Annotated in this window: 24 protein-coding genes and 2 pseudogenes; 17 read left to right on the plus strand and 9 right to left on the minus strand. The window is 69.9% G+C overall.

Annotation, left to right across the window (positions count from 1 at the left end):
* The first annotated feature begins 14 nt into the window (after positions 1-14).
* Genes AB0I23_RS04980 through AB0I23_RS04990 form a run of 3 tightly spaced genes read left to right on the plus strand, consistent with a single transcriptional unit; the run spans position 15 to position 3,292 of the window.
* Positions 15-1,277 carry an acylneuraminate cytidylyltransferase gene (locus tag AB0I23_RS04980; RefSeq protein ID WP_359106868.1) on the plus strand — a complete coding sequence of 421 codons (1,263 nt, stop codon included), beginning with the start codon at positions 15-17 and terminating at the stop codon, positions 1,275-1,277.
* Positions 1,278-1,289: 12 nt separating this feature from the next.
* Positions 1,290-2,225: an N-acetylneuraminate synthase family protein gene (locus AB0I23_RS04985; protein ID WP_359106870.1), complete on the plus strand. Its 936-nt coding sequence runs from the start codon at positions 1,290-1,292 to the stop codon at positions 2,223-2,225.
* Between the two features lie 11 nt (positions 2,226-2,236).
* Positions 2,237-3,292 (plus strand): hypothetical protein, encoded by a 1,056-nt coding sequence (locus tag AB0I23_RS04990; RefSeq protein WP_359106872.1) that lies wholly within the window; start codon positions 2,237-2,239, stop codon positions 3,290-3,292.
* A 207-nt stretch (positions 3,293-3,499) separates the two neighbouring features.
* Here AB0I23_RS04990 and AB0I23_RS04995 read toward each other — a convergent pair whose 3' ends face one another.
* Complete coding sequence (locus AB0I23_RS04995) at positions 3,500-4,396, minus strand: hypothetical protein (protein WP_359106874.1); 897 nt, start codon at positions 4,394-4,396, stop codon at positions 3,500-3,502.
* Between the two features lie 43 nt (positions 4,397-4,439).
* A pseudogene (locus AB0I23_RS05000) lies at positions 4,440-5,026 on the minus strand (helix-turn-helix domain-containing protein).
* A gap of 690 nt (positions 5,027-5,716) precedes the next feature.
* Between AB0I23_RS05000 and AB0I23_RS05005 the strand changes: the two are divergent.
* From AB0I23_RS05005 to AB0I23_RS05045, 9 genes are all read left to right on the plus strand, one after another.
* Positions 5,717-6,985 carry an amidohydrolase gene (locus tag AB0I23_RS05005; protein ID WP_359106950.1) on the plus strand — a complete coding sequence of 423 codons (1,269 nt, stop codon included), beginning with the start codon at positions 5,717-5,719 and terminating at the stop codon, positions 6,983-6,985.
* Between the two features lie 138 nt (positions 6,986-7,123).
* Positions 7,124-8,164: a BMP family lipoprotein gene (locus AB0I23_RS05010; protein ID WP_359106876.1), complete on the plus strand. Its 1,041-nt coding sequence runs from the start codon at positions 7,124-7,126 to the stop codon at positions 8,162-8,164.
* 346 nt (positions 8,165-8,510) lie between these two features.
* The gene (locus AB0I23_RS05015) at positions 8,511-10,103 is read left to right on the plus strand and encodes an ABC transporter ATP-binding protein (protein ID WP_359106878.1); all 1,593 of its coding nucleotides are present in this window, start codon (positions 8,511-8,513) and stop codon (positions 10,101-10,103) included.
* Positions 10,100-11,215 (plus strand): ABC transporter permease, encoded by a 1,116-nt coding sequence (locus AB0I23_RS05020; RefSeq protein WP_037688347.1) that lies wholly within the window; start codon positions 10,100-10,102, stop codon positions 11,213-11,215. The genes AB0I23_RS05015 and AB0I23_RS05020 overlap by 4 nt, the downstream gene beginning before the upstream one ends.
* A complete protein-coding gene (locus AB0I23_RS05025) occupies positions 11,212-12,501 on the plus strand; it encodes an ABC transporter permease (RefSeq protein ID WP_359106880.1) in 1,290 nt (429 codons plus the stop codon). Before AB0I23_RS05020 ends, AB0I23_RS05025 begins: the two co-directional genes overlap by 4 nt.
* Positions 12,498-12,896 carry a cytidine deaminase gene (locus tag AB0I23_RS05030; RefSeq protein ID WP_359106882.1) on the plus strand — a complete coding sequence of 133 codons (399 nt, stop codon included), beginning with the start codon at positions 12,498-12,500 and terminating at the stop codon, positions 12,894-12,896. The genes AB0I23_RS05025 and AB0I23_RS05030 overlap by 4 nt, the downstream gene beginning before the upstream one ends.
* A gap of 201 nt (positions 12,897-13,097) precedes the next feature.
* Positions 13,098-14,375, plus strand: coding sequence for a thymidine phosphorylase (locus tag AB0I23_RS05035; RefSeq protein ID WP_359106884.1), 1,278 nt, complete (start codon positions 13,098-13,100; stop codon positions 14,373-14,375).
* A 97-nt stretch (positions 14,376-14,472) separates the two neighbouring features.
* Complete coding sequence (locus AB0I23_RS05040; RefSeq protein ID WP_359106886.1) at positions 14,473-15,063, plus strand: Uma2 family endonuclease; 591 nt, start codon at positions 14,473-14,475, stop codon at positions 15,061-15,063.
* Positions 15,064-15,131: 68 nt separating this feature from the next.
* Entirely contained in the window at positions 15,132-15,485 is a 354-nt protein-coding gene (locus AB0I23_RS05045) for an STAS domain-containing protein (RefSeq protein WP_359106952.1), read from the plus strand.
* A gap of 229 nt (positions 15,486-15,714) precedes the next feature.
* On the opposite strand, the gene AB0I23_RS05050 is transcribed toward AB0I23_RS05045, so the two are convergent.
* The 4 genes from AB0I23_RS05050 to AB0I23_RS05065 all read right to left on the minus strand — a co-directional run bounded on the left by AB0I23_RS05050 (position 15,715) and on the right by AB0I23_RS05065 (position 19,192).
* Positions 15,715-15,990, minus strand: a complete 276-nt coding sequence (locus AB0I23_RS05050; protein WP_359106887.1) for a hypothetical protein — start codon at positions 15,988-15,990, stop codon at positions 15,715-15,717.
* Positions 15,987-16,976, minus strand: coding sequence for a sigma-70 family RNA polymerase sigma factor (locus tag AB0I23_RS05055; RefSeq protein ID WP_359106889.1), 990 nt, complete (start codon positions 16,974-16,976; stop codon positions 15,987-15,989). The genes AB0I23_RS05050 and AB0I23_RS05055 overlap by 4 nt, the downstream gene beginning before the upstream one ends.
* Before the next feature lie 107 nt (positions 16,977-17,083).
* Complete coding sequence (locus tag AB0I23_RS05060; RefSeq protein ID WP_359106891.1) at positions 17,084-17,800, minus strand: L,D-transpeptidase family protein; 717 nt, start codon at positions 17,798-17,800, stop codon at positions 17,084-17,086.
* An 87-nt stretch (positions 17,801-17,887) separates the two neighbouring features.
* A complete protein-coding gene (locus tag AB0I23_RS05065; protein WP_359106893.1) occupies positions 17,888-19,192 on the minus strand; it encodes an MFS transporter in 1,305 nt (434 codons plus the stop codon).
* Positions 19,193-19,254: 62 nt separating this feature from the next.
* Between AB0I23_RS05065 and AB0I23_RS05070 the strand changes: the two genes are divergently transcribed.
* Both AB0I23_RS05070 and AB0I23_RS05075 read left to right on the plus strand, forming a co-directional pair.
* Positions 19,255-20,208 (plus strand): LysR family transcriptional regulator, encoded by a 954-nt coding sequence (locus AB0I23_RS05070; protein WP_359106895.1) that lies wholly within the window; start codon positions 19,255-19,257, stop codon positions 20,206-20,208.
* A gap of 63 nt (positions 20,209-20,271) precedes the next feature.
* On the plus strand, positions 20,272-20,772 hold the full coding sequence (locus AB0I23_RS05075) for a hypothetical protein (RefSeq protein WP_359106897.1): 501 nt from the start codon (positions 20,272-20,274) through the stop codon (positions 20,770-20,772).
* A gap of 189 nt (positions 20,773-20,961) precedes the next feature.
* On the opposite strand, the gene AB0I23_RS05080 is transcribed toward AB0I23_RS05075, so the two are convergent.
* The 3 genes and pseudogenes from AB0I23_RS05080 to AB0I23_RS05090 all read right to left on the minus strand — a co-directional run bounded on the left by AB0I23_RS05080 (position 20,962) and on the right by AB0I23_RS05090 (position 22,459).
* On the minus strand, positions 20,962-21,531 hold the full coding sequence (locus tag AB0I23_RS05080) for a GNAT family N-acetyltransferase (protein WP_359106899.1): 570 nt from the start codon (positions 21,529-21,531) through the stop codon (positions 20,962-20,964).
* A gap of 63 nt (positions 21,532-21,594) precedes the next feature.
* Positions 21,595-21,702: pseudogene (locus tag AB0I23_RS05085) on the minus strand (IS5/IS1182 family transposase); the annotation flags it as partial.
* A gap of 1 nt (position 21,703) precedes the next feature.
* Positions 21,704-22,459 (minus strand): alpha/beta hydrolase, encoded by a 756-nt coding sequence (locus AB0I23_RS05090; protein ID WP_359106901.1) that lies wholly within the window; start codon positions 22,457-22,459, stop codon positions 21,704-21,706.
* Positions 22,460-22,864: 405 nt separating this feature from the next.
* Between AB0I23_RS05090 and AB0I23_RS05095 the strand changes: the two genes are divergently transcribed.
* From AB0I23_RS05095 to AB0I23_RS05105, 3 genes are all read left to right on the plus strand, one after another.
* Complete coding sequence (locus tag AB0I23_RS05095; protein ID WP_359106903.1) at positions 22,865-23,119, plus strand: hypothetical protein; 255 nt, start codon at positions 22,865-22,867, stop codon at positions 23,117-23,119.
* Between the two features lie 9 nt (positions 23,120-23,128).
* Positions 23,129-24,283, plus strand: coding sequence for an adenosine deaminase (locus AB0I23_RS05100; RefSeq protein WP_359106904.1), 1,155 nt, complete (start codon positions 23,129-23,131; stop codon positions 24,281-24,283).
* Positions 24,284-24,419: 136 nt separating this feature from the next.
* Positions 24,420-24,773, plus strand: coding sequence for a hypothetical protein (locus tag AB0I23_RS05105; RefSeq protein WP_359106906.1), 354 nt, complete (start codon positions 24,420-24,422; stop codon positions 24,771-24,773).
* Positions 24,774-24,897: the final 124 nt, after the last annotated feature.

Consider the following 24,897-nt stretch of genomic DNA (forward strand, 5'->3'; position numbering starts at 1 on the left):
ATCCAGGAGCAGACATGACGCCGACCCCGATACCGACGCCGAACCCGACCGTGCTCGCCGTGATCCCCGCCCGCGGCGGATCCAAGGGCGTGCCGGCCAAGAACCTCGCCCAGGTCGGCGGCATACCGCTGGTCGCCCGCGCGGTCCGCGCCTGCCTGGCCGCCCGCGAGGTCACGGACGTCGTCGTCACCACGGACGACGCGGCGATCGCGGACGCGGCCCGGGCGGCGGGCGACGCGCTCGGGGCCGCCGAGCGCGTGCACTGCGTCCAGCGCCCGCAGGCCATCGCGGGCGACACCGCGACCAGCGAGGCGGCGGTCCTGCACGCACTCGACGCGTACGAGGCGATGCACGAGCGCACCGCCGACGTGGTGCTGCTCGTCCAGTGCACCAGCCCGTTCGTCACCCGCGAGGACATCGACGGCGTGGCCGCCGCGGTCGCCCGCGACGGCGCCGACACGGCCGTCACCGTCGCCCCGTTCCACGGCTTCATCTGGCGCGACGGCAGCGCGGTCGAGGACGACACCTACGGCGTCAACCACGACAAGGCCGTCCGCCCGCGCCGCCAGGACCGCCCCCAGGACCTGCTGGAGACCGGCGCCGCCTACGCGATGGACGTCGCGGGCTTCCGTACCCACCGGCACCGCTTCTTCGGTCACACCGCGCTGATCACCACCGACCCCGCCCGGGTCCTGGAGATCGACGACCCGCACGACCTGGCCCGCGCCCGCGCCCTCGCACCGCTCCTGGACCCGTCACCGCTGCCGGCCCGCGAGGACATCGACGCGGTCGTCCTCGACTTCGACGGCACGCAGACCGACGACCGGGTCCTGATCGACTCCGACGGACGCGAGATCGTCGCCGTCCACCGCGGAGACGGTCTCGGCATCGCCGCCCTGCGCAAGGCGGGTCTCGACCTCCTGATCCTCTCCACCGAGCAGAACCCGGTCGTCGCCGCCCGCGCCCACAAGCTCAAGGTCCCCGTCCTGCACGGCATCGACCGCAAGGACCTCGCCCTCAAGCAGTGGTGCGACGAGCACGGCATCGCCCCCGAGCGGGTGCTCTACGTCGGCAACGACGTCAACGACCTGCCCTGCTTCGCCCTCGCAGGCTGGCCCGTCGCCGTAGCGAGCGCCCATGACTCGGTACGCGCCGCGGCGCGCGCCGTCACGACCACCCCCGGCGGCTTCGGCGCCATCCGCGAAATCGCGGCGTGGCTGCTCGGTCCCACCCTCACCAGCCACCTTCCCACCCCCACCGATTCCACCACCAAGTAAGGAAACACCCCCATGAGCACCTCCCGTCTGCGCACTCTCGGCACCCGCACCGCCGGCCCCGGCCAGCCCGTCTACATCACCGGCGAGATCGGCATCAACCACAACGGCGACCTCAAGAACGCCCTCGCGCTGATCGACGTGGCCGCCGAAGCCGGCTGCGACGCCGTCAAGTTCCAGAAGCGCACCCCGGAGATCTGCACCCCGCGCGACCAGTGGGACATCGAGCGCGACACCCCCTGGGGCCGGATGACGTACATCGACTACCGTCACCGCGTCGAGTTCGGCGAGGCCGAGTACCGCGCCATCTCCGACCACTGCGCCGAGCGCGGCATCGACTGGTTCGCCTCCCCGTGGGACACCGAGGCCGTCGCCTTCCTGGAGAAGTTCGACGTCCCCGCCCACAAGGTCGCCTCCGCCTCCCTCACCGACGACGAGCTGCTCCGCTCGCTGCGCGCCACGGGCCGCACGATCATCCTCTCCACCGGCATGTCGACCCCGCGCCAGATCCGCCACGCGGTCGAGGTCCTCGGCTCGGACAACATCCTTCTCTGCCACGCCACGTCGACGTACCCGGCGAAGGCCGAGGAGCTGAACCTCCGCGTCATCAACACCCTCCAGCAGGAGTACCCCAACGTCCCGATCGGCTACAGCGGCCACGAGACCGGCCTGCAGACCACCCTCGCCGCCGTCGCCCTCGGCGCCGCGTTCGTCGAGCGCCACATCACCCTCGACCGCGCCATGTGGGGCTCCGACCAGGCCGCCTCCGTCGAGCCGCAGGGCCTGACCCGCCTGGTCCGCGACATCCGCACCATCGAGGCCTCCCTCGGTGACGGCGTCAAGAAGGTGTACGAGTCCGAGCTCGGCCCGATGAAGAAGCTCCGCCGTGTCGCGGGCGTCGTCGCCGAGAACACCGAGGCGGCCCCGGCCGCCGAGCCGGTCGCGGTCTGACGGGCCGACCGGTGAACCTCGCCTTCGTCGAGAGCCCGGTCCAGCTCCTGAACGTCCTGGAGTGGGCCTGCGCAGAGGGAGGTGACGACCACGTCCTGGCGGACATAACGGTCGTCGTCCTCCCTCCGGTCGACCCGATGTCGCGCGGCCAGCTGCGCCGGATGGCGGAGCTGGCCCGCGACGAGGGCGTCAACGTCCGCTGGCAGGAGGCACGCGGCGGGGCGGGCGCGCCACTGAAAACCCTCCGGGCCCTGACGGGACTACTGCGCAAAGCGGACCGGATCGTGATCGGCGACCCGTTCTCCCGCTACGTGCAGCTCCTCCTGTCCATGGTCCGCGCCCGCCGTCTCACGGTGGTCGACGACGGCACGGCGACGATGGAGTTCGTCGCCCAACTCGCCCGTGGCGAGCGGCTGGTGCGCTGGCACCGACGGGGCAGCGTGGGCCCCCGCGACCTGATCCTGGCCCCGGTCACTGCCACCGCCCGCCGCCGCTTCACCCCGTCCGCGACCCGCGAGGTCGAGGTGTTCACCGCCATGCCGGTCGAGGCTCCGGCCGGCGTCACGGTCACCCCCAACACCTTCGCGTGGACCCGCGCCCGCTTCGGCCCACCGCTCCTCACCAAGGGCGCGGACCTGGTCGGCACGTCCCTGGCCGAGACGGGCGTGATCGACCAGGCCCAGTACCTGGAGGCGGTCGCCGCCCTGGCCCGTACCCACGGCGCGACCCGCTACTTCGCGCACCGCCGCGAGTCCGCCGACAAACTCCACGCCCTGGAAGCCGCCACCGGCCTGGAGATCGTCCGCCCGGACCTCCCCCTGGAACTCATCGCCCGCCGCGGCCCGATCGGCCGCACTGTCCTGAGCTTCCCGTCCACAGTGGTCCACACACTGCCGCTGGCGCTGGCGGGCACGGAGGTCAAGGTCGCGGTCTGCGACATCGCCCCGGAGTGGCTGCGTGACACGGCGTCGCCACGCGCGCAGGGTTTCCTGAGCGGTGTCACGGAGACGGCCCGCGACGTGCAGCGGCTGGCCCCGTGGCGGGTCACCGCGGTGACGGAGGCCTGAGGCACCCTTGCGAACGGCTGAGGCCGCCCGGGCGTACTGCCTGAGCGGCCTCGACGCATACCCAAGTCACTTGCTGCTGCTATGAGTTGGATGGCAGAACGGCTCCGGACCCGGCGCGGCGGGGCTGAATGTGAGCCCCGAGCCCGGCATGAACACGAGGACTCACCGGATCACGGAGGGGACTACCTGTGCCGCAGCGGGACGGGGCTACTCCTCGGTGAAGATGTCGGCAGCGGCGGTAGCGGTGACGGCGCGGCTGAGCCAAGGGTGCATGACCTGAGGGTCGTCGCAGCGGGTGATCCGCTCGCGGACCTCGTCGGGCACGTCAATACCGCGCTCCTCGAAGATCGCAAGGATGGCGTATGCGAGGCCTTCCACCCGGCCTTCCACCCGGCCTTCCACCCGGCCTTCGTCCCGGATTTCTTCCGAGAGCGGTGACTTGTAGAAAGAAAGGTCCACGGCCACCAGGTTCCTCCACTGTTGTGCGGCCGGGCGGTTGCCCAGGCCCTGTGCGGTGAGTTCGACGATGGGGTCGGCGATTGCTTCCGGGGTCTCCCGCAGAGCGGCAGACAGCGTTTTCAGTATGGCACCGATGTCCGGATCGCCGGCGTGTGTGATCGCGGCCAGCGCGGCGAGCGCCAGGTCCTTGCGGGCCTCGGCCACGTCGGTGATCACCGGCATGTTGTGTGGTCCCGCGACGAGGGGCCGCAGGGTGAGGGCGGCCCATTGCCGGGGGCCGATGGAGACCTGGCGGCTCGCCCACTCGGCGGTGGTGCGGTCCTGGCAGACGACCAGCAGCAGGGGCGGCAGCCGGTACTTCGTGTGCAGGTAGGACAGGTAGTACGCCCAGCTGGCGGGTTTGTCGGGGTCCTTCTTGCCCTGGGCCTCGATCGCGAGGAGGAAGGTCTCGTCGTCCGCCGTGTCGATGCGCAGCAGGGTGTCGACGCGGCGTTCGAGAGGCCTGTTCTCGGTGAGGTCCGTAAGCATGACGGTGGCCGAGGCGGGTGGTCCGATCTCGACCCCCAGTACCTCGGAGACACGGGAGAAAAGTCCCGGGTACTCCTGGAAGATGCGGTGCATCGCCTCGTGGGGCGAGCTGACCATGCGACGTTCCTTTGGTTGCGCCGGTGGGGTGGTGGCTTTCGTGTCAGGCGGCTTCTTGTACGCCCGTACGGCAGTCGCGACAGCGCCCTGGTCCGGGAGCGCGGAAGGGCCGGTCGCATCCGTCGCAGTCCTGGAGGGGGTGCGGTCGAGGTGCGGTTACGGGGGCGGACGCCACCGGGAGCGGGGGCTGGACAAGTGCCGGTGCGGGAGTCGGGAGCGTCGTCACGGCCGGGCGCCTGGGACTGAGCTCGCGCCTGGGCCGGACCTTGGGCGCTGTGGTGCGAGCAGCCTCGGAGCTCGGCTGGTGGTACGAGACCGTGCGGGTGACGACCTGGCCGCCGGGGAGACGTTCCCGGGTGCGCTGCAGGTAACCATGGGCCTCGAGTTCGCGCAGTGCGGCGGCGATGCGGGTCCCCCTCTCCGGGAAGCGGTCGGCGAGGAACCTGGTGCCGATCTTGGCTCCGGCGGGCAGCGACTGGATGTGTGCGGCAAGTCCGATCGCGGGTTGCCGACGACCGTGAAGCGGCTGGTGTGCCGGGAGTTGATGTGCACGACGCCGGACGACGGCGTGGCGCTCCCGGGTACGCGGGACGGGGCGCGCGAGGGGGCGGTAATCTGCTGGGTATCCATCGGGAAGGGTTCGCTTCCTCGTTGGTCAGGCCCTCGATCAGGATTGCCGTCCTGGCCGGGGGCCGTCGCATGTCCGGGGTTGTTGATCGCCGCGAGCATATGCCGACCAACCAGGCGGAAATCCAGCCCAATTGGCCAAGCTCACCCGTGCGGGTGACGGGAGGCAGGGTGGGGTTGGGAAGGGTGATTTCTTTGGCACTTCAAGGACATTTACGTCGTGCGTCACCGCGTCGCAGGGAACCGGGTCAGGGAAAACCGCGACCCGGTGGAGGGGGGACACGGTACGAACGTGAGCTCCGCGCACACGCCCTTCTGCGGCACAGACCTGGAAGCACCCCCAGCGGTCGGCCAGTGCTCCGGCGATGCGCCTCGATTCGTTCGGCGCGGACCGTCACGGAGACAGGCGGTCTCACCGGCCGAGGAACAGCTGAGGCCGCGGCCCGAAGGGACCGCCCCTGTCCACGACGCAGTCGAACCGCGTACGCCGGCGACGCGGCGTAGACCCGGCGCACACCGGAACTGGACAGTGGGACAGTGGGGGCATTGGAGGAAATCTGGTGAGTTTACCCACCTCCTTCTCATGCCACACGCTCCGACGCCACATTTTGTTCCTCTATGCGGCTGAACTTTTGTTGATCTGTGGCCAGTTGAGGGGGGAAGGGGCCTACCCTTCACCAGGTGAACCAGTTGATGTCCCGCGATTCCGATGCCGGCCTGCCCGAGGACGCCGCTCTGCCCGGCACGTTGCCCGAACCCCTGCGGGCCGAGCTGGTCGCGTTCCGGCGCGACCTGCACATGCACCCCGAGCTCGGCAACCAGGAGTTCCGCACCACCGCTGCTCTCAAGGCCCGGCTGGAGAAGGCCGGGCTCCGGCCCCGGGTGCTCGCCACCGGAACCGGGCTCCTGTGCGACGTGGGTACATCGGGAGCGGCGCGAAGCTCGGACAAGGGTGGTGGGCGACGGGCGGCCAGTGACACCCGGCCCATGCTCGCCCTGCGCGCGGACATCGACGCCCTGCCCATTCCGGACACCAAGACCGGCGTCCCGTACCGGTCCACCGTCCCCGACCGGGCGCACGCCTGCGGACACGACATTCACACCACCACCGTCCTCGGCGCCGGGCTCGTGCTCGCCGAGCTCGACCGGCAGGGCCTGCTGCCGAACCCCGTGCGGCTGATCTTCCAGCCCGCCGAGGAGGTGCTGCCCGGCGGCGCGCCCGATGCGATCGAGGCCGGGGTGCTGGAAGGCGTCGGGCGGATCATCGGGGTGCACTGCGACCCGAAGGTCGACGTGGGGAGGATCGGGCTGCGGGTCGGGGCGATCACCTCCGCCTGCGACCGGCTGGAGGTCACGCTCGACGGGCCCGGCGGGCACACCGCCCGGCCGCATCTGACCACCGACCTGGTCACCGCCGCCGCCAAGGTGGCCACCGAGGTGCCCGCGCTGCTGGCGCGGCGGGTCGACGCGCGGGCCGGGCTCGCCGTGACCTGGGGGCGGCTGGAGGCCGGGCACGCGTGCAATGTGATCCCGCAGCACGCCGAGCTGTCGGGCACGGTCCGCTGCCTGGATCTGGCGGCGTGGCGCGAGGCGCCGGATCTGGTCCATGCCGCGATCGACGAGGTGGCCGGAATGCACCGGGCCAAGTCGGTGATCGACTACATCCGCGGGGTCCCGCCCGTCGTGAACGATCCGGCCGTGACCGATCTGCTGGCCGCCGCGATGACCGGGCGCCGCGGATCGTATGCGATCGAGGACACCGAACAGAGCCTCGGCGGGGAGGACTTCTCCTGGTATCTGGAGCACGTCCCGGGGGCCATGGCGCGGCTCGGGGTGCGTACGCCCGGCGACACCCGGCGCCTTGATCTGCACCGGGGCGATTTCGACGCGGACGAGGAGGCGATCACCGTTGGCGTGGAGCTTTTCACCGCTGCGGCTTTGCTCGACGGCAACCGTTCGTAACCGGACGGGTCACTCCCGGTTCGCGACGATCCGATAACGGCTTCCGTACAGGGCTTTATCTGACATCTACGCGCGTTACGATCTCGGCGAAACCAGCGCCGGAAGAGGCGCTTCGGTCAGGTTTGAAGGAGCCTTCCCTTGCGCCGGGTATCCAAGATCACCGCTGCGTGTGCCATCACCGCGGCTTTCGCGCTCACCGCCACCGCGTGCGGCAGCTCGTCCGACGAGAGCACCAGCTCCGACAAGGGCCAGATGAAGATCGGCATGGCCTACGACGTGGGCGGCCGGGGCGACAACTCGTTCAACGACTCCGCCGCCCGCGGTCTCGACAAGGCCAAGGCCGAGCTCAAGGCCGAGACGAAGGAGCTCACCGCCAAGAACGGTGAGACCCCGGCCGACCGTGAGCAGCGTCTGCAGTCGCTCGCCGAGGGCGGTTACAACCCGGTCATAGCGATCGGCTTCGCGTACAAGGACGCGGTCGACAAGATCGCCCCGAAGTACCCCAAGGTCAACTTCGGTCTGGTCGACTCGGTCTCCGACGTGAAGAACGTCTCCTCCATCGTCTTCACCGAGGAGCAGGGCTCGTACCTCGCCGGTGTCGCGGCGGCGCTGAAGTCGAAGGACGGCCAGGTCGGCTTCATCGGCGGTGTGGACCTTCCGCTGATCAAGAAGTTCGCCGCGGGCTTCCAGCAGGGTGTCCTGGACACGAACCCGAAGGCCAAGGTGCAGATCCAGTACCTGTCCACCGGTTCGGACCTGTCCGGCTTCGGCAGCCCCGACAAGGGCAAGGAAGCCGCCAAGGGCATGCTCGACAAGGGCGCGGACGTCATCTTCGCCGCCGCGGGCGGCTCGGGTGCCGGTTCGATCGAGGCCGTCGCGGGCAAGAAGGGCGCCTGGTCCATCGGTGTCGACTCCGACCAGGCCCTGGACCCGGCGCTGGCGAAGTACAAGGACACGATCCTGACCTCGGTCGTCAAGAACGTCGACGCCGGTGTCTACGACCTGGTCAAGTCCGTCAAGGACGGCAAGCCGCTGACCGGCGTCCAGTCGTACTCCCTGGCCAAGGGCGGTGTCTCGCTGACCACCACGGGTGACCACATCACGGACATCCAGGCCAAGCTCGACGAGGCGAAGAAGAAGATCGTCGACGGCACGATCACGGTCAAGACCACGACCTGATCCGACCCGACGATCGGGGCCCGGGCCAGGGGGTGCCCGCGACATCCGGCCGTCCGCCCGAAGGGCGGGCCGGGCGGGATGTCGCGGGCACCCCCTGGCTGCTTCGACTCCTCGGCCGGGCCCCGATTCGCGTACGGCTTCCGGCCCGGACCGGAACGTAGCCGTACGCGCACGGTCGGCCACCTTCTGCCGGGTGGCCAACGATTCGGGGGCGCTACGCGCGTAGCGCGTTCCGGGCGCGGTACCTTTTTTCGCTCCCCCGCCTCCCACCCCATCGCCTCCGCCCTCCGCCCTCCGCTCCTGCCAAGGAGAGTGCGCCATCAACGCGTCCAGCAGTCCCCATGCCGTGGAGCTCCGCGGCATCACCAAGCGGTTCCCCGGGGTCGTGGCCAACCACGACATCGACATCACCGTGCGTCGCGGCACCGTCCACGCTCTCGTCGGCGAGAACGGCGCCGGCAAGTCCACTCTGATGAAGATCCTGTACGGCATGCAGAAGCCGGACGAGGGCACCATCGCGGTGGACGGCGAGCAGGTCTCGTTCCACAACCCGGGTGACGCCATCGCGCGCGGCATCGGCATGGTGCACCAGCACTTCATGCTCGCCGACTACCTCACCGTCCTGGAGAACGTCGTCCTCGGCTCCGAGAAGCTGTACGGAATCGGCGACCGGGCCCGCGCCAAGATCAAGGAGATCTCCGACGCCTACGGTCTCGGTGTCCGTCCGGACGCCATGGTCGAGGACCTCGGGGTCGCCGACCGGCAGCGCGTGGAGATCCTCAAGGTCCTCTACCGCGGCGCCCGCACCCTGATCCTCGACGAGCCCACCGCCGTCCTCGTACCGCAGGAGGTCGACGCGCTCTTCGACAACCTGCGCGAGCTCAAGGCCGAGGGCCTGACCGTCATCTTCATCTCGCACAAGCTGGGCGAGGTGCTGTCGGTCGCCGACGAGATCACTGTCATCCGGCGTGGTACGACGGTGGGCACCGCCGACCCGAAGCGCACCACGACCAAGCAGCTCGCGGAGCTGATGGTGGGCAGCGAACTCCCGTCGCCGGAGACCCGCGAGTCGACCGTCACCGACATCCCGATGCTGACCGTCGAAGGGCTGCGGCTGACCGCCACCGACCCGGACGGGGTGGTGCGTGCCGTGCTCGACGGCATCGGCTTCACCATCCACAAGGGCGAGGTCCTCGGCATCGCGGGCGTCGAGGGCAACGGCCAGTCCGAACTGGTCGACGCGATCATGGGCATGCGCCACCTCGACACCGGCGTACTGACCCTGGACGGCGTCGACATCTCCCGTACGCCGACCCGCAAGCGCCGCGAGGACGGCATGGCCGTCATCCCCGAGGACCGCCACCGGCACGGACTGCTGCTGGAGGCCCCGCTCTGGGAGAACCGCATCCTCGGCCATGTCACCGAGCGCCCCAACAGCAAGGGCGCGTTCCTCGACCTCAAGGCCGCCCGCGCGGACACCGAGCGGATCGTGCGCGAGTACGACGTCCGTACCCCCGGCATCGAGGTCACCGCCGCCTCGCTCTCCGGCGGCAACCAGCAGAAGCTGATCGTCGGCCGCGAGATGAGCCACGCCCCGAAGCTGCTGATCGCCGCGCACCCCACCCGGGGCGTGGACGTCGGCGCGCAGGCGCAGATCTGGGACCAGATCCGCGAGGCGCGCCGCGAGGGCCTGGCGGTGCTGCTGATCTCCGCCGACCTGGACGAGCTGATCGGGCTCTCCGACACCCTGCGCGTCATGTACCGCGGCCGCCTGGTCGCGGACGCCGACCCGGCGACCATCACCCCGGAGGAGCTCGGCTCGGCGATGACGGGAGCGGCCTCCGGCCATCTCGAAGCGCCCGCCGAGCCCGGGACGGATGCGGAGTCCGGTCCGGACGCCGCCGACACCGACCCCCGGGACGGGGGAGAGGACCGATGAAGAAGTTCGACAAGGAGCGGCTGCTCCTGGGGATCGCGGCCCCCGTACTCGCGATCGTGGTCGCCTTCCTGGTGACCGCCCTCGTGCTGGCCGCCACCGGCAAGGAACCGTTCAGCGCGTTCGGCATCATGTTCGACTACGGGGTGAAGTCGGACAGCCAGGTCTACATCCTCAACAAGGCGACGACGTACTACCTCGCGGGTCTCGCGGTGGCCGTCGGCTTCCGGATGAACCTCTTCAACATCGGCGTCGACGGCCAGTACCGCCTCGCCGCCTTCTTCGCCGCCGCCGTCGGTGGCGCGCTGACCCTGCCGGGCGCCCTGCAGATCCCGCTCATCATCCTCACCGCGATGATCGTCGGCGCGATGTGGGCCGGTATCGCCGGTGTCCTCAAGGTCACCCGGGGCGTCAGCGAGGTCGTCTCGACGATCATGCTGAACGCCATCGCGACCGCCATCATCGGCTACCTGCTCCAGCAGGGCCGCCTCGGTCACCTCGACGAGGCCGGTACGAAGATCTCCACCACCCCGCTCCCGGAGTCCTCGCACTTCTTCGAGTTCCCGACCACCCCGACGCCCGTCTGGGGCTTCATCGTCGTCGCGGTCGTCGCGGGCATCGCCTACTGGTTCACGCTCTCGCGCACCCGGTTCGGCTTCGATCTGCGTACCGTCGGCCAGTCCGGCTCCGCGGCCGAGGCCAGCGGCGTCAACGTCAAGAAGATGGTCGTCACGTCGATGCTGATCTCCGGCGCGGTGGCCGGCCTGGTCGGCATGCCGACGCTGCTCAACGACAGCTACGAATACAGCGGCGACTTCCCCATCGGCATCGGCTTCACCGGCATCGCCATCGCCCTCCTCGGCCGCAACCACCCCATCGGCATCGCGCTCGGCGCGCTGCTCTGGGGCTTCCTGGAGCGCGGTACCGGAAAGCTCGAGTTCGAGGGGTACGACAAGGAGATCGTCGGCGTCATCCAGGGCGTCATCGTCCTGTGCGTCGTCATCGCGTACGAAGTCGTCCGTCGCTACGGACTCAAGCGCCAGCAGAGCAAGGTCGGCGCGGAACTCGCCGCACAGGCCGCCCGTAACTCCGACCAGCAGGAGGTGTCGGCGTGACCGCCACGGCGACTTCCACCCCGCCGCCCGCGGCCCCCAAGGTCTCCGGTGGCAAGGGCGGCCGCACCCGCCTCTCCTTCCCCGTCGTCCTGCTGATCGTCGCGGGCGCGCTGCTCGCGCTGTCCGCGGTACGCGCCGTCACCGGCGCCCAGGACGTCACCTCGGCCGGGCAGATCGGCGCGGCCCTCGCGATGGCCGTGCCGATCGGGCTCGCCGGTCTCGGCGGCCTGTGGGCCGAGCGGGCCGGTGTGGTCAACATCGGCCTCGAAGGCATGATGATTCTCGGCACGTTCTTCGGTGCCTGGGCCGGCTGGCAGACCAGCCCCTGGCTCGGCGTGCTGGCCGGTGTCATCGGCGGCGCTCTCGGCGGACTGCTGCACGCCGTCGCGACCGTCACGTTCGGCGTCGACCACATCATCTCCGGTATCGCCATCAACATCCTGGCGCTCGGGTTCACCACCTACTTCGCCAAGCTCTGGTTCAACACGGGCGAGGCGGCGGCCAAGGGCGGCAGTCCCAAACAGTCACCGCCGGCCGACGACATCACCTCGGTGACGATCCCCGGCCTGTCCGACTGGCTGCACTCGATCGAGAAGCACCACTGGTTCTTCGTCTCCGACGTGGCCGGTGTCATCGGCGGTCTGGTCACCAATGTGTCGCTGCTGACGGTTCTGGCCGCGGTCCTCTTCGTCGTGACCTTCTTCGTCCTGTGGAAGACCTCGTTCGGGCTGCGGCTGCGTTCCTGCGGCGAGAACCCGATCGCCGCCGAGTCGCTCGGGGTGAACGTCTACCGCTACAAGTACATCGCGGTGATCATCTCCGGCGGTATGGCCGGACTCGGCGGTGCCTTCCTCTCCCTGGTCACCTCGCACATCTACAACGAGGGCCAGACCGGCGGCCGCGGATACATCGGTCTCGCCGCGATGATCTTCGGCAACTGGCGGCCCGGTGGACTCGCCATGGGCGCGGGCCTGTTCGGCTTCGCCGACGCGCTCCAGCTGCGCAACGGCGGCGAGTCCGTCCACGCGCTGCTGCTCCTGCTGGTGGTCGTCCTGGCCGCACTCGCCGCCTGGAAGCTCTACCGCAAGAGCTTCGTCCAGGGTGCGATCAGCGCCGTCATCGCCGCCGCCGTACTGGTCTGGTACCTCGCCACGGACACGGTGCCCACCGAGTTCGTGAGCGCCACCCCGTACATCGTCACGCTGCTCGTCCTCTCGCTCTCCGCGCAGCGGCTGCGGATGCCGAAGGCGGACGGTATGCGGTACCGGAAGGGCCAGGGCAAGTGACCGCGGCTGCCGACGTCGACTGGGACGCCCTGCGTGTCGCCGCCCGGGAGGCCATGTCCCGGGCGTATGCCCCCTACTCGGGCTACCCGGTCGGCGTCGCGGCACGCGTCGACGACGGCCGCACGGTGGTCGGCTGCAACGTCGAGAACGCCTCGTACGGACTCGGCCTGTGCGCCGAGTGCGGCCTGGTCTCGCAGCTGAACGCCACCGGCGGCGGCCGGCTGACCCACTTCACCTGTGTGGACGGGGCGGGCGAGATCCTGGTCCCGTGCGGCAGGTGCCGTCAGCTGCTGTACGAGTTCGGCGGACCGGAGCTCGTCCTGGAGACCCCGGACGGCCTCCGTACGCTCGACGAGATGCTGCCGCAGGCGTTCGGGCCCGGCCATCTCAGGTAGGGCCTTCTCGGATCAGGACGGATCGGTGAGCGGCGTCCGGTGCGTGCCGGGGCCCGCGAGCCCGGCCTGATCCCCAAGACAGGCCCAGAACTCCCGTGGCCCTCCTGAATATTCGGGAGGGCCACACCCCTCTCCACCCTCTATGCGCGTAGAGTCATTCGGGACTCTTGCGTACGTACCGGCCGGAAGGACACCCAGGACATGGACGCCATCTCCGTCATCCGCACCAAGCGGGACCGCGGCGAGCTGAGCCCCGAGCAGATCGACTGGGTCATCGACGCCTACACCCGCGGCGAGGTCGCCGACGAGCAGATGTCCGCGCTGGCCATGGCGATCCTGCTGAACGGCATGAACCGTACGGAGATCGCCCGCTGGACCGCCGCCATGATCGCCTCCGGCGAGCGGATGAATTTCGACGCGCTCTCCCGCCCCACCACCGACAAGCACTCCACCGGCGGCGTCGGCGACAAGATCACTCTTCCGCTCGCCCCGCTGGTCGCGGCCTGCGGCGCCGCCGTGCCGCAGCTCAGCGGCCGCGGTCTCGGCCACACCGGCGGCACCCTCGACAAGCTGGAGTCCATCCCCGGCTGGCGTGCCCACCTCTCGAACGCCGAGATGCTGAACGTCCTGGACACCACCGGCGCCGTGATCTGCGCCGCCGGCGACGGGCTGGCACCCGCCGACAAGAAGCTGTACGCGCTCCGCGATGTCACCGGCACCGTCGAGGCCATCCCGCTGATCGCCAGCTCGATCATGTCCAAGAAGATCGCCGAGGGCACCGGGGCGCTCGTCCTGGACGTCAAGGTCGGCTCCGGCGCCTTCATGAAAACCATTGAGGACGCCCGCGAACTGGCCTCCACCATGGTCGCGCTGGGCACCGACAGCGGCGTACGGACGGTCGCGCTCCTCACCGACATGTCCACCCCGCTCGGCCTGACCGCGGGCAACGCCCTGGAGGTCCGCGAGTCGGTCGAGGTCCTGGCCGGCGGCGGCCCCAAGGACGTCATCGACCTCACCCTCGCCCTGGCCCGCGAGATGCTCGACGCGGCCGGACTCAAGGACGCCGACCCGGAGAAGGCCCTGGCCGACGGCTCCGCGATGGACGTCTGGCGCCGGATGATCTCCGCCCAGGGCGGCGACCCGGATGCCGCGCTCCCGGTCGCCCGTGAGCAGCACGTGGTGGCGGCCCACACCTCCGGCGTACTGACCCGTCTCGACGCGTACGACATCGGCGTCGCCGCCTGGCGCCTCGGAGCGGGCCGGGCCCGCAAGGAGGACCCGGTGCAGGCGGGTGCGGGCATCGAGCTGCACGCCAAGCCGGGCGACACGGTGACCGAGGGCCAGCGGCTGCTGACGCTGCACACGGACACCCCGGAGAAGTTCGAGTACGCGCTGAAGGCCCTGCCAGGGTCGTTCGACATCGCCCCGGAGGGCACGGCTTTCACGGCCACCCCCGTGGTGCGGGAACGTATCGCCTGACCTGCGGTTTACTCGTACGGGTGAACGGGACCGGTGGACTGCCGCTGGTCCCGTTCGGCATGCTGGACTCGGTGACGCACCGATAGAGGAGACCGCCATGAGCGCACTCACCGTCGACCCCGCGCCGGGCCACGGCCAGGACTGGGACGACCTCGTCCGGATCTGGGAGGAGACGGACGCACCCGAGGGCTGCAAGGTGGAGATCATCGAGGGGATCGTCACCGTGTCGCCACCGCCGTCCAAGGACCACAACACCACTGCGGAACTGCTTCAGCGCAGGCTCTACACCGTGATCCCGGAGGGCTGGGGGATCTACCAGACCCTCGGCGTCGCCGTGCCGGGCCGGGCCGGGCTCTACATCCCCGATCTCGTCGTCGTGCCGCGAGCCGTGGCGACCGGGCCGGGCAACCGCGTACCGGCGGAAGAGGCACGGCTCGTCGTCGAGATCACCTCGCAGGCCAACGCCAACCACGACCGCATCGGCAAGGCGCACGGATACGCGAAGGCCGGTGTGGAGCTCTTCCTGCTCCTCGACCCCTGGCACTCCGGCCGACCCACCGCCACCTTGTACGGCGAACCCGCCGACGGTACCTACCGGGTCTTGGCCGCGGTCGAGTACGGGGAGAAGCTGACGCTTCCCGAGCCGTTCGCGCTGGTACTGGACACCGGGGTCTTTCCGGTCAGTTGAGCAGCAGCACCGTGCCGGTCCCGTCGGTACGCGAGCGGCCCGCCGGGAAAGTGCGGATGCGGGCAGCGATGAGTTTCGGCCGCCGCTCTGGTCTCCCTGATGTGGAAGCCACGACCCCGATCGTTCTCGTCGTCACCGGCCGCGTCACACGTGCGGCCGTGCCGGGACTCTGCGCCGAACTGGAGGCGCTGCTCCACGACCCCGAGGGCGCCGTCCGCGACCCGGACGCGGGGGTGGACTGCGATGTGGGCGGGGTCGTCCAGGCGGATCTGGCGCTGGTCGAGGCGGTAGCGCGGCTGGGGCTCATCGCGCGCCGGGCGGGCGGCAGACGGCTGCGGCTGCGCAATGTGCCGCCCGGACTGCAGCACCTGCTGGACCTGGTGGGGCTGGCCGATGTGGTGGACCTGGGGGAGCACGGCTGAGAGCCTGTCGGGTGACCTTCGATCGGAGAGCGGACGCGGCATGGTGCGTGCGATTCCAAGGCGCCGGGATGGCCTTGGATGGGGTCTCCCCTGCTCGAACGAAGCTGAGAGCTTGGGGAAGGAGCTACCAGGGCATTTCGGCAACGCCGGAAGCGTGCGTGCCAGGGCGTGGCCGCCCGATCAGAGGTCACCCGACAGGCTCTGAGGTGCCTGGCCCGGCTCCCCGGCGTCAGTCGGCCCGCGCGCAGTCCACCGCCGGCAGCTGGGCTGCCGAGGCCGTGGGGTGTGGTGTCGGCATCGCTCTCGCTACCACGTGGCTGTCGCAGGCGTCGTACGAGTGCTCCGGCCGCGGTCCCGGTTCGGCGCCGGGGGCAGGGGGACCGACCGGGCCCGGCCCTTCGGTGGCGACGGGCTCGCCCAGCCACTGCGTGACTCCCCAGCCGCCGAGCGCCAGCACCACCCAGCCCGCCACCAGCGCGTGCCCCGGCCGAGGCCGCCGCGTCACGCCGCCCCGGCCTCGAGGTGGTCGGGCAGGCCGAAGAGCGGGAACCAGCGGGGCGTGTCCAGGAAGCAGTGCATGCCGGTGATCGCACCGTCCGAGACGTCGATGACCTGCACCGCCCACGGCACGAAACCCGGACCGTCCGGATTCGGCTTGTACTGCGCGAAGGCCGGGGTGCCGTTGGCCACGGTCGCCACCAGGTGAGAACCCTCGCAGCCCGCACCTATGGAGACCATGAAGCCCGTGATGTCGTCGTGCCCCTGGAGCCAGAGGTCGAACGGCGGCATGGTCATCACGGCGTCCTCATGGAGCAGCGCGGTCAGCGCCGCCATGTCGTAGCCCTCGAACGCCGCCACGTACCGCTCAAGGAGCTTGCGCTGCTCCTCGTCGAGCGGATCAGCGGTGTCGGCGGCCACGCTCCGATGGTCCGTGAGCGTGGCCCGCGCCCGCTGCAGAGCGCTGTTGACCGAGGCGACCGACGTGTCGAGCAGTTCGGCGACCTCGCTCGCCTTCCACGCCAGCACCTCGCGCAGGATCAGCACGGCACGCTGCTTGGCCGGCAGATGCTGCAGCGCGGCGACGAACGCCAGCCGCACCGACTCCCGCGCCACCGCGGCCTCCGCCGGGTCGGCCACCGACGGCAGGATCCGCCCGTCCGGCATCGGCTCCAGCCAGGTGTTCTCCGGGAGCGGGTTGAGCGCCGCCTGGGCGAGCGGTGTCGGGCCCGTCAGGTCCACCGGCCGGGCCCGCTTCTTCCCCGCGTTCAGCATGTCCAGGCAGACGTTGGTGGCGATCCGGTACAGCCAGGAGCGCAGCGAGGAACGGCCCTCGAACTTGTCGAAATTCCGCCAGGCGCGCACCAGCGTGTCCTGTACGGCGTCCTCCGCCTCGAAGGCCGAGCCGAGCATGCGGTAGCAGTAACCGGTGAGTTCGACCCGGTGTCCCTCCAGACGGCTGTCGATGTCCGCCGGTGCCGTCAGATCACTCATCGCTCCACCCCTGTTGCACTGTGACGCCGCTCACTTCGGCACTTCGGAAGCTACCGCAGGGCACTGACAACAGGGGCAGGAAGTGCCGAAACCGCCCGCTTTTCCGGTCACGTCCCGGGCTTGCGCCCGTATACGTACACGTCGTCGCCGTTCTTCAGCAGATTCCAGTATGTCTTCGCGTCCGCGTCCCGCATGTTGACGCAGCCGTGCGAACCGGGCGGATTCCACATCTTCAGATTCACCGAGTGGAACGCCTGCCCGCCGTCGAAGAACTGGGAGTACGGCATCCACACGTGATAGAGCGACGACCAGTGCTTGATGTGCCGCAGGTAGATCTTCTTCGACCCGGTGCGCGTCTCGTACCCGTTCCGCCCGCTGCGGATCGGCACCGGACCGAACTTCAGCTTCGACCCGTCCTGGATCCAGCTCAGCTGCCGGGTCAGGTCCACACACGCGATGCGCCCCTTGTTCGTGGGGCACTTCCCGTCCTTGTTGGGGTTCTTGCCGGCCGCCTTCTGGGCCGTGAGCGTCTTCATCGTCCGCCAGGTGACCGGTCCCGCGTACCCGATGTCAGGAGTGACCCCGTAGGTGCGCTGGAAGGACTGGATCGCCGTGCAGTCGGCGGCCGACTGCTTGCCGTCGACCGGCCGGTGCAGATAGTTCTCGACCTGCTTCTGGTACGGCCCGGTGGATGTGGTGCAGGACGCCGCCTGCGCCGCCGTGCCACCGCCCAGGACGAGCGCCGGCGCCGCCATCAGCCCGGCGACGGACAGCGCGACCGCGCGCCGCGTCCGGACTCCCCGTCTGTTCCCCACGACTGCCATGTACGCCAACTCCCCTTCGCGTCGCAGTGCGTTGATTACGCCTCATAGACGCGCGAAGGGGAGCCGGCGGTTGTGCGTATGTATGTCTCAGTTCTGTACTGACACCACCGGGACGAGGCACCGCCGCTCGGCGCGGGCGACCCGCGACCCGTACAGCGTGATCGAGACGACGCCGAGGACCGCGAGCAGCCCCAGCGTCACCGTGCCCGCCCAGCCGCCGGCGTGGAAGGCGATCGCGCCGAGCGTGCCGCCCGCGCTGGAGCCCAGGTAGTACGCGGACTGGTAGAGCGCCGATGCCTGCGCCCGGCCGGTCGTCGCGGTCCGGCTCACGGACGACGAGGCGACCGCGTGCCCGGCGAAGAAGCCCGCCGTGATCAGGACCAGGCCGAGCAGTACGGCGATCAACCGGTCGGCGAGGGAGAGCAGCAGACCGGCGGCCGTGGTGGAGACCGCCAGGTAGAGCGCGCCCCGGCGGCCGAGCCGGGCGACGAGCCTGCCGGCCGTGGCCGACGACACCGTACCGACGAGGTAGACCAGGAAGATCGAGCCGATGACGCCCTGCGGGAGGTTGAAGGGTTCGCCGACCAGCCGGTAGCCGATCACCGTGTAGACCGCGCCGAACACCGTCATGAACAGTGCGCCGATCGCGTACAGCCTGCGCAGCAGCGGGTCGGCGAGGTGTCCGCCCACCGTCTTCGCCAGCGCCTTCGGGTTCAGCGTGCCGGGCGTGAAGTGACGGGCCCTCGGGACCATGAAGTGGAAGACGGCCGCGCAGACCACGGCCAGCAGCCCGACCGCGCCGAGCGCCGCCCGCCAGCCCCACAGCTGGGCGACCCAGCCGGTGAGGATGCGGCCGCTCATGCCGCCGATGCTGTTGCCCGCCACGAACAGTCCGATCGCGGCGACCAGCGCCTTCGGCCGCACCTCCTCGGCGAGGTACGCCATCGCGGAGGCGGGAAGTCCGGCGAGGGCAGCGCCCTGGACGGTGCGCAGGGCGATCAGCCAGCCCAGCGAGGGGGCGAAGGGGACGAGGAGCCCGACCAGTACCGCGACCGTCAGCGAGGCGGTCATCATCTGCCGCCGCCCGAACCGCTCGGAGAGCGCGCTCATCGGCAGCACACACAGCGCCAGCGCACCCGTTGCCGCGGAGACCGTCCAGCTGGCCTGTCCGGCCGTGGCGCCGAATCCGGCGGAGACGGCGGGCAGCAGCGCCTGGGTGGAGTAGAGGAGTGCGAACGTCGCGACACCGGCGGCGAAGAGCGCGAAGCTCATCCGGCGGTAGCCGGGCCGGCCGGGCTCCAGCCGGTCAGGGGAGGAAAAGGGCGCGACGGGCGACGAGGGGGCTGAGGCGTCCAGCGTGAGGGTGGACGCCTTGGTACTGGCAGGAGGCATACATCGAAAGTAGATCTCTCTGATTCATGCGTCCAATGCACGAACTTGCGATAATCAATCCCATGGTGCATGAACACAGCTCACAGCCTCGACTGTCACCGAGTAGTTACGAAGAAGACATTCGCGCAGTGCTCGCGCCGCGGCTCGCGTACTTCGAGGCGGTGGCCCGTCACGAACATGTGACGCGCGCCGCGCACGAGCTCGGCGTCCCGCAGTCCACGCTGTCGCGGGCCATGGTCAGGCTGGAACAGGACCTGGGCGTCGCCCTGTTCGCCCGCAAGGGCCGTACCGTCTCGCTCACCCCCGCGGGCCGCACCTTCCTGAACTCCGCCGAGCGGGCCCTCACCGAGGTGGAGCGGGCCGCGGACTCGGTACGGGCGGACGCCGACCCGACGGCGGGCAAGGTCGCCTTCGGCTTCCTGCACACCATGGGCTCCGAGACCGTCCCCGCCCTGCTCCGCGCCTTCCGCGCCGACCACCCCCGGGTCCGCTTCCAGCTGGTGCAGAACTACGGCGAGGCGATGATCGAACGTCTCCGGGCCGGCGGCCTCGACCTCTGCCTCACCTCCCCCGTCCCGGACGCCCCCGACCTGGTCGCCCGCCGACTCGACGAGCAGCGGCTGCGCCTGGTCGTCCCGGAGGACCACCGCCTCGCCTCCCGCAAGCGGATCCGTTTGGCGGAGGCGGCGGATGAGGCGTTCGTGACTCTGGAGCCCGGTTACGGCCTGCGGCGGATCACCGACGACCTGTGCGCGGAGGCGGGCTTCACGCCCCGTGTGGCGTTCGAGGGCGAGGAGGCGGAGACCCTGCGCGGCCTGGTCGCGGCGGGTCTGGGCGTCGCCCTGCTGCCGCCCCCGGCGGTGGCCCGCCCGGGCGTGGTCGAACTCACGGTCACGGCGCCCCGCGCGGCCCGTGAGATCGGCGTCGCCTGGTTGGACGGCCACCCGGACACACCTCCGGTGGCGGCGTTCAAACAGTTCCTGCTGTCGCGCCGGGGGCACCTGCTGCCCGATTGACGGGCGGTAGAGCGTGTGTGCGAAAGTCATGCATCACATTCCGGATGTCCAAGGATCGGGGCTGTGGTGCGAAGACCTTCCAAGCGGGTGTGCATGGGTGCGGTTGCTCCGCTCTTCCTCGGCGGGTGCGGATACCTGATGTGGTTCGGCCTGCACCCCCCGTCGTGGACCGACGTGGGCACCCACTGCGAGCGAGCCACCCGCGAGGACTCCGCTGCCGCCGCCGTGGCATGGAACGTCGTGATACCCGAAGGGGTGACCGACGTGTACCGCTGCACCGATGGGCCCGGCGGCGGTCCGGCGGGAACTGCCCACTTCGCCTTCCAAGTCCCGCGAGGTCGGGTGAGCGCGTATTTTGCGCGGATGGGCGTCGAATCCCTGCCCGGATATGACGTGCGCGCCCAGTTCTCGGACTTCTCCGTGAAGGCCGGGCACGATGTGGCGACCGTGAATTCGTACGAGGCCGGCTCCATGACCAAGGGGTTCTTCAGCCACACCTTGTTGGCGGATGAAGACGCCGGCGATGTGGCCACCGTCTACGTAGAAACCGTCTCGTCGGGCTGAGCGGAAAGACAGGCCGAGGTCTCGTTCCGGCGTCGATCGCCGTGCCCGCTTTCATGCGCCCGAAGAACGGCCGTGCTGTCGCCCGGTAACGCCTCGGGCGCCCATTTTGTGAGCTCCTCCAATCTCAGCGAAGAGGTCGTCCCGTTTGGTGCCGAAGGGACAGGAGCCGAGCTCGGTGGGTTCAGATATTCAGAGGCAGCGAGTGCCGTTAACAGGCGGCGTAGGACGGTTCAGCCGCCAGACCACGCCGATCCCGCTGCCAGAGGGAGCTGCGGGCGGCGTTACCTGTTCACGTCGGACTTCGGTGAAGCCCAACCGGCGCGGTATGGCGGCGCTGGAGGTGTTGGCCAGGTCGTGCGCGATTTCCAGGTACTCCACGTCCGGCAGGGTAAACATCTCGGTGACCATGGCCGCTGTCGCTCTCGTGGCGATGCCCTGGCCGGTGGCGGCAGGGTGCAGCCAGTACCCCATGCGCCGGCCCTGAGGTTCGGCCCCGCGGTAGGTCTGGCACATGCCGATGAGAGTGCCGTCTTTGGCGATGGCGTAGTTGTACACGTCACCGCTTGCCCACCTCGACTCGGACTTCGCGAGGAAGTCTCGGGTGCGCTCCTCGCTGTGACCGGCGACCCACGGTTCCCAGGGGCGCAGGTGGTCCAGAGACTCCTCGATCAACTTGAATGCCGGAGCGAAGTCGCTCTGCCCCCGCCAGCCTCGCAGGACGAAGTCTCCGCACTCGATGATCTGCCTCGGTCGCTCCATGACGGCCATGATTGTTCGCAGAACGGCTCGCTGCAACGGGATGCGGAAGAACTGGTGGGCCGTCTACCTGGCAAGACGGCGGTAGCAGATCAGAGCGGCGGCGATGGCGCCGAAGGCCAGGAAGTGTGCGGCCTTGCGCTCGTAGCGGCGGTGCAGGTGGCGGCACCCGGCACTAAGCCCGCAGTGACCGCCCGAACCCCGCCGCCAGCGGCATCCGCAGCCCCAGCGGCGGCGGCGCCGCCAGCGCGTCGGCGACCGGTCGTGCGTAGGCCCGGCCGAACAGCGAACCCTGTACGAAGTCCGTGGCCAGCGCCACCACTTCGGACCGGTGCTGGCGCAGCGCGTGACCGTCCGAGTGGACCTCGAAGCGGCAGGTGTCCCGGTTGGTCTTCTTGGCCCGCTCGGCCAGCCGGAACGACAGCTCCGGGTCGGAGTGGGCGTCGTTCGTGCCGTGGACGAGCAGTACCCGGCGGCCCAGCAGATGTTTCACCGGCTCCACCGACGGGTCCTCGGGCAGCCAAGGGGCCATCGCCAGCACCGAGTTGACCGCGGGATGGCCGCCCGCCCGCAGCGCCGCGCGGCCGCCCATGCCGTGCCCGGCCAGACAGACGGGGATGTCACCGTAGCGTCGTACGACCTCCTCCACCGCCCACTCCGCGTCCGCCGCGAGCTGCGCGTCCGTGGCGTTCCAACCGCGGCAGCGGTAGCGCACGACATGCGCGGCGAGCCCGTCCTCCTGACCGGCACGGGCCAGGGTGCGGGCCAGCGGCAGCTGGAGGGCGTACGACAGAGGGGAGGGGCGGCGGTGCGAGTCGGCCTCGCCGTCCGGGAGCAGCAGAACCACGCCGCTGACCGCAGGTTGTGCTCCGGCCGTCTTCACGGCCCGTCCCAGCCTCGGAGCAGGCAGGGGAAGTGCGCGCTGTCCCATGGCAGAACAGTGTCAGAAGGGCAGGCGTACGCCAACAGTGTTCGCGGTCACCGATGCCCCCGGAGGATGCCCCGTCCTTCGAGGTGGGGAGGAATCCGGTTTCCCGCGTTGCGGGGAAGGTCGGGCCGGTTCTCTGGCAGGCGAACCGGCGTCTCCCCGGGGAGTGTCGAGGGTGACCTCGAGGAGAGATGGACGATTTCCGAGTTGAGGGACCGCCGGTCGATGCGTGCGTGCTCGGGCAGGCGGGTGTGGAGGTCGTGGGGAGGCGGAGGGTGATGCGCTTCTCGTCCATGACCCCAGCGTAGTTGCGGAACGACGGACGGTTGGAGTTGGATTGCCACGATGACGACACCAAATACGTGTGGGGGCGAGTCCGGGAGCGCCCGGTACACCTACGGCCTTCGCGTGTCGTCGACCGCGCTCGCCTTCCTCCTCAAGGAGTGGGACTGCTGTCGTTGGGTGCGGAACCAGTGCGTCGCCGAGTCGAAGGCCGCGTCCAGGGTTCGCGAGAGGTGCGGCCCTGCCGGGCTCGACAAGAAGTTGACCGGCTGGCGCACCGAACACGCCTGGCTCGGCAGGAGGTCCCCGGGCCGGCAGCAGCAGACCGTCCGCGACTTCGGGAAGTCCCGCACGGCGGCGCTCTACGCGCGTAGGCGTTAGAGTGCCCAGATGATGAGCCCGACCCTCCATGTGCCCGGCACCGATCAGATCCGACGCGCCCCCAAGGTGCTGCTCCACGACCACCTCGACGGCGGGCTGCGCCCCGGCACGATCGTCGACCTGGCCCGTGACGCGGGCTACGAAGCCCTTCCCGAGACCGAGCCGGACAAGCTCGGCATCTGGTTCCGCGAGGCGGCCGACTCCGGCTCGCTGGAACGCTACCTGGAGACGTTCGCCCACACCTGCGCCGTCATGCAGACCCGGGACGCGCTGTTCCGGGTGGCCGCCGAGTGCGCCGAGGACCTGGCCGCGGACGGTGTCGTGTACGCGGAGGTGCGGTACGCCCCCGAGCAGCACCTGGAATCCGGGCTGACCCTCGAGGAGGTCGTCGAGGCGGTCAACGCGGGCTTCCGCGAGGGCGAGCGACGGGCCCGTCAGGGCGGCAACCGGATCAGAATGGGCGCCCTGCTCACCGCGATGCGGCACGCTGCCCGCGCCCTGGAGATCGCCGAACTCGCCAACCGCTACCGGGACCTCGGCGTCGTCGGCTTCGACATCGCCGGCGCCGAGGCCGGCTACCCGCCCACCCGCCACCTCGACGCCTTCGAGTACCTCAAGCGCGAGAACAACCACTTCACCATCCACGCGGGCGAGGCCTTCGGGCTGCCGTCGATCTGGCAGGCACTCCAGTGGTGCGGCGCCGACCGGCTCGGCCACGGCGTCCGCATCATCGACGACATCGAGGTCGCCGAGGACGGCAGCGTGACGCTCGGCCGACTCGCATCGTACGTACGGGACAAGCGCATCCCGCTGGAGATGTGCCCGACCTCCAACCTGCAGACCGGCGCCGCCGCCTCGTACGCCGACCACCCCATCGGGCTGCTGCGGAGGCTCCATTTCCGCCTCACCGTGAATACGGACAACCGGCTGATGAGCGGTACGAGCATGAGCCAGGAATTCGAGCATCTGGCCGAGGCCTTCGGATACACGCTCGACGACATGCAGTGGTTCACCGTCAATGCGATGAAATCGGCATTCATTCCTTTCGATGAACGTCTTGCGATGATCAATGACGTGATCAAGCCCGGATACGCCGAGCTGAAGTCCGAGTGGCTTTTCGAGCAGACCGCTGCGACCAGCGGTTCTTCGTCCCCCGCGGGCTGATTCGCGCTCCTGTGTCGAACGGCCGGGGTGATCAGATCCCGGCCGTTCGGCGTGTTCCGGCATGTTTGCGGGAAGGGCCGCGGGCTGACTAGTTTGCAGAGCCGCTCACATCCCCTTCCCCAAGGATGAATTCCACATGAAGCAGTCTGCTGCCAGGACTCTTGGTGTCGCCACTCTCGGTGCCGCTTTCGCCGCTGCCGCGGCCGGCACCGCCTCCGCGTCCGTGCTGCCCGCCGACGCCGCGTCCGCCATGCCTTCCCCCAAGCTCTCGGCTCCGCTCGAGCAGGGAGGTACCCCCTTCGGCTCCGCACTGGGGACCGCCGCTCAGAGCCTGCCGGGCCAGGACACGGCCACCAAGCTCCTCGGCAGCGGTCAGACGAAGGTCGTCCACGACGCCACCTCGCCGCTCAAGGGCCTGCTCGGCGGACTGCCTGCCGGCGGCGTGAAGGCCAACAATCTGTCGACCAACGCTCTCCCGCTCGGCGGCTGACCCCGCACCCACGCACGTGGGGCGGACACCGTTGCCACCGGAGGACAGCAACTCCTTGGAGGAGCGGATACGGGAGAGGTTCAGGCCGGCGCCGGAGCCGCCCTTGAAGATCATGCCCTCTTCC

This window comes from Streptomyces atratus (assembly GCF_040655115.1).
Classification (GTDB): domain Bacteria; phylum Actinomycetota; class Actinomycetes; order Streptomycetales; family Streptomycetaceae; genus Streptomyces; species Streptomyces atratus_D.

What these genes read in the sequence shown, in the direction of transcription:
- AB0I23_RS05005 (WP_359106950.1), top strand. Translation starts at nt 5,717, where the DNA reads ATGTCCCGCGATTCCGATGCCGGCCTGCCCGAGGACGCCGCTCTGCCC.
- AB0I23_RS05020 (WP_037688347.1), top strand. Translation starts at nt 10,100, where the DNA reads ATGAAGAAGTTCGACAAGGAGCGGCTGCTCCTGGGGATCGCGGCCCCC.
- AB0I23_RS05090 (WP_359106901.1), bottom strand. Translation starts at nt 22,459, where the DNA reads ATGGGACAGCGCGCACTTCCCCTGCCTGCTCCGAGGCTGGGACGGGCC.
- AB0I23_RS05040 (WP_359106886.1), top strand. Translation starts at nt 14,473, where the DNA reads ATGAGCGCACTCACCGTCGACCCCGCGCCGGGCCACGGCCAGGACTGG.
- AB0I23_RS05080 (WP_359106899.1), bottom strand. Translation starts at nt 21,531, where the DNA reads ATGGAGCGACCGAGGCAGATCATCGAGTGCGGAGACTTCGTCCTGCGA.
- AB0I23_RS04995 (WP_359106874.1), bottom strand. Translation starts at nt 4,396, where the DNA reads ATGGTCAGCTCGCCCCACGAGGCGATGCACCGCATCTTCCAGGAGTAC.
- AB0I23_RS05105 (WP_359106906.1), top strand. Translation starts at nt 24,420, where the DNA reads ATGAAGCAGTCTGCTGCCAGGACTCTTGGTGTCGCCACTCTCGGTGCC.
- AB0I23_RS05055 (WP_359106889.1), bottom strand. Translation starts at nt 16,976, where the DNA reads ATGAGTGATCTGACGGCACCGGCGGACATCGACAGCCGTCTGGAGGGA.
- AB0I23_RS05065 (WP_359106893.1), bottom strand. Translation starts at nt 19,192, where the DNA reads ATGCCTCCTGCCAGTACCAAGGCGTCCACCCTCACGCTGGACGCCTCA.
- AB0I23_RS04985 (WP_359106870.1), top strand. Translation starts at nt 1,290, where the DNA reads ATGAGCACCTCCCGTCTGCGCACTCTCGGCACCCGCACCGCCGGCCCC.
- AB0I23_RS05045 (WP_359106952.1), top strand. Translation starts at nt 15,132, where the DNA reads ATGAGTTTCGGCCGCCGCTCTGGTCTCCCTGATGTGGAAGCCACGACC.
- AB0I23_RS05060 (WP_359106891.1), bottom strand. Translation starts at nt 17,800, where the DNA reads ATGGCAGTCGTGGGGAACAGACGGGGAGTCCGGACGCGGCGCGCGGTC.
- AB0I23_RS04980 (WP_359106868.1), top strand. Translation starts at nt 15, where the DNA reads ATGACGCCGACCCCGATACCGACGCCGAACCCGACCGTGCTCGCCGTG.
- AB0I23_RS05070 (WP_359106895.1), top strand. Translation starts at nt 19,255, where the DNA reads ATGGTGCATGAACACAGCTCACAGCCTCGACTGTCACCGAGTAGTTAC.
- AB0I23_RS05035 (WP_359106884.1), top strand. Translation starts at nt 13,098, where the DNA reads ATGGACGCCATCTCCGTCATCCGCACCAAGCGGGACCGCGGCGAGCTG.
- AB0I23_RS05100 (WP_359106904.1), top strand. Translation starts at nt 23,129, where the DNA reads ATGATGAGCCCGACCCTCCATGTGCCCGGCACCGATCAGATCCGACGC.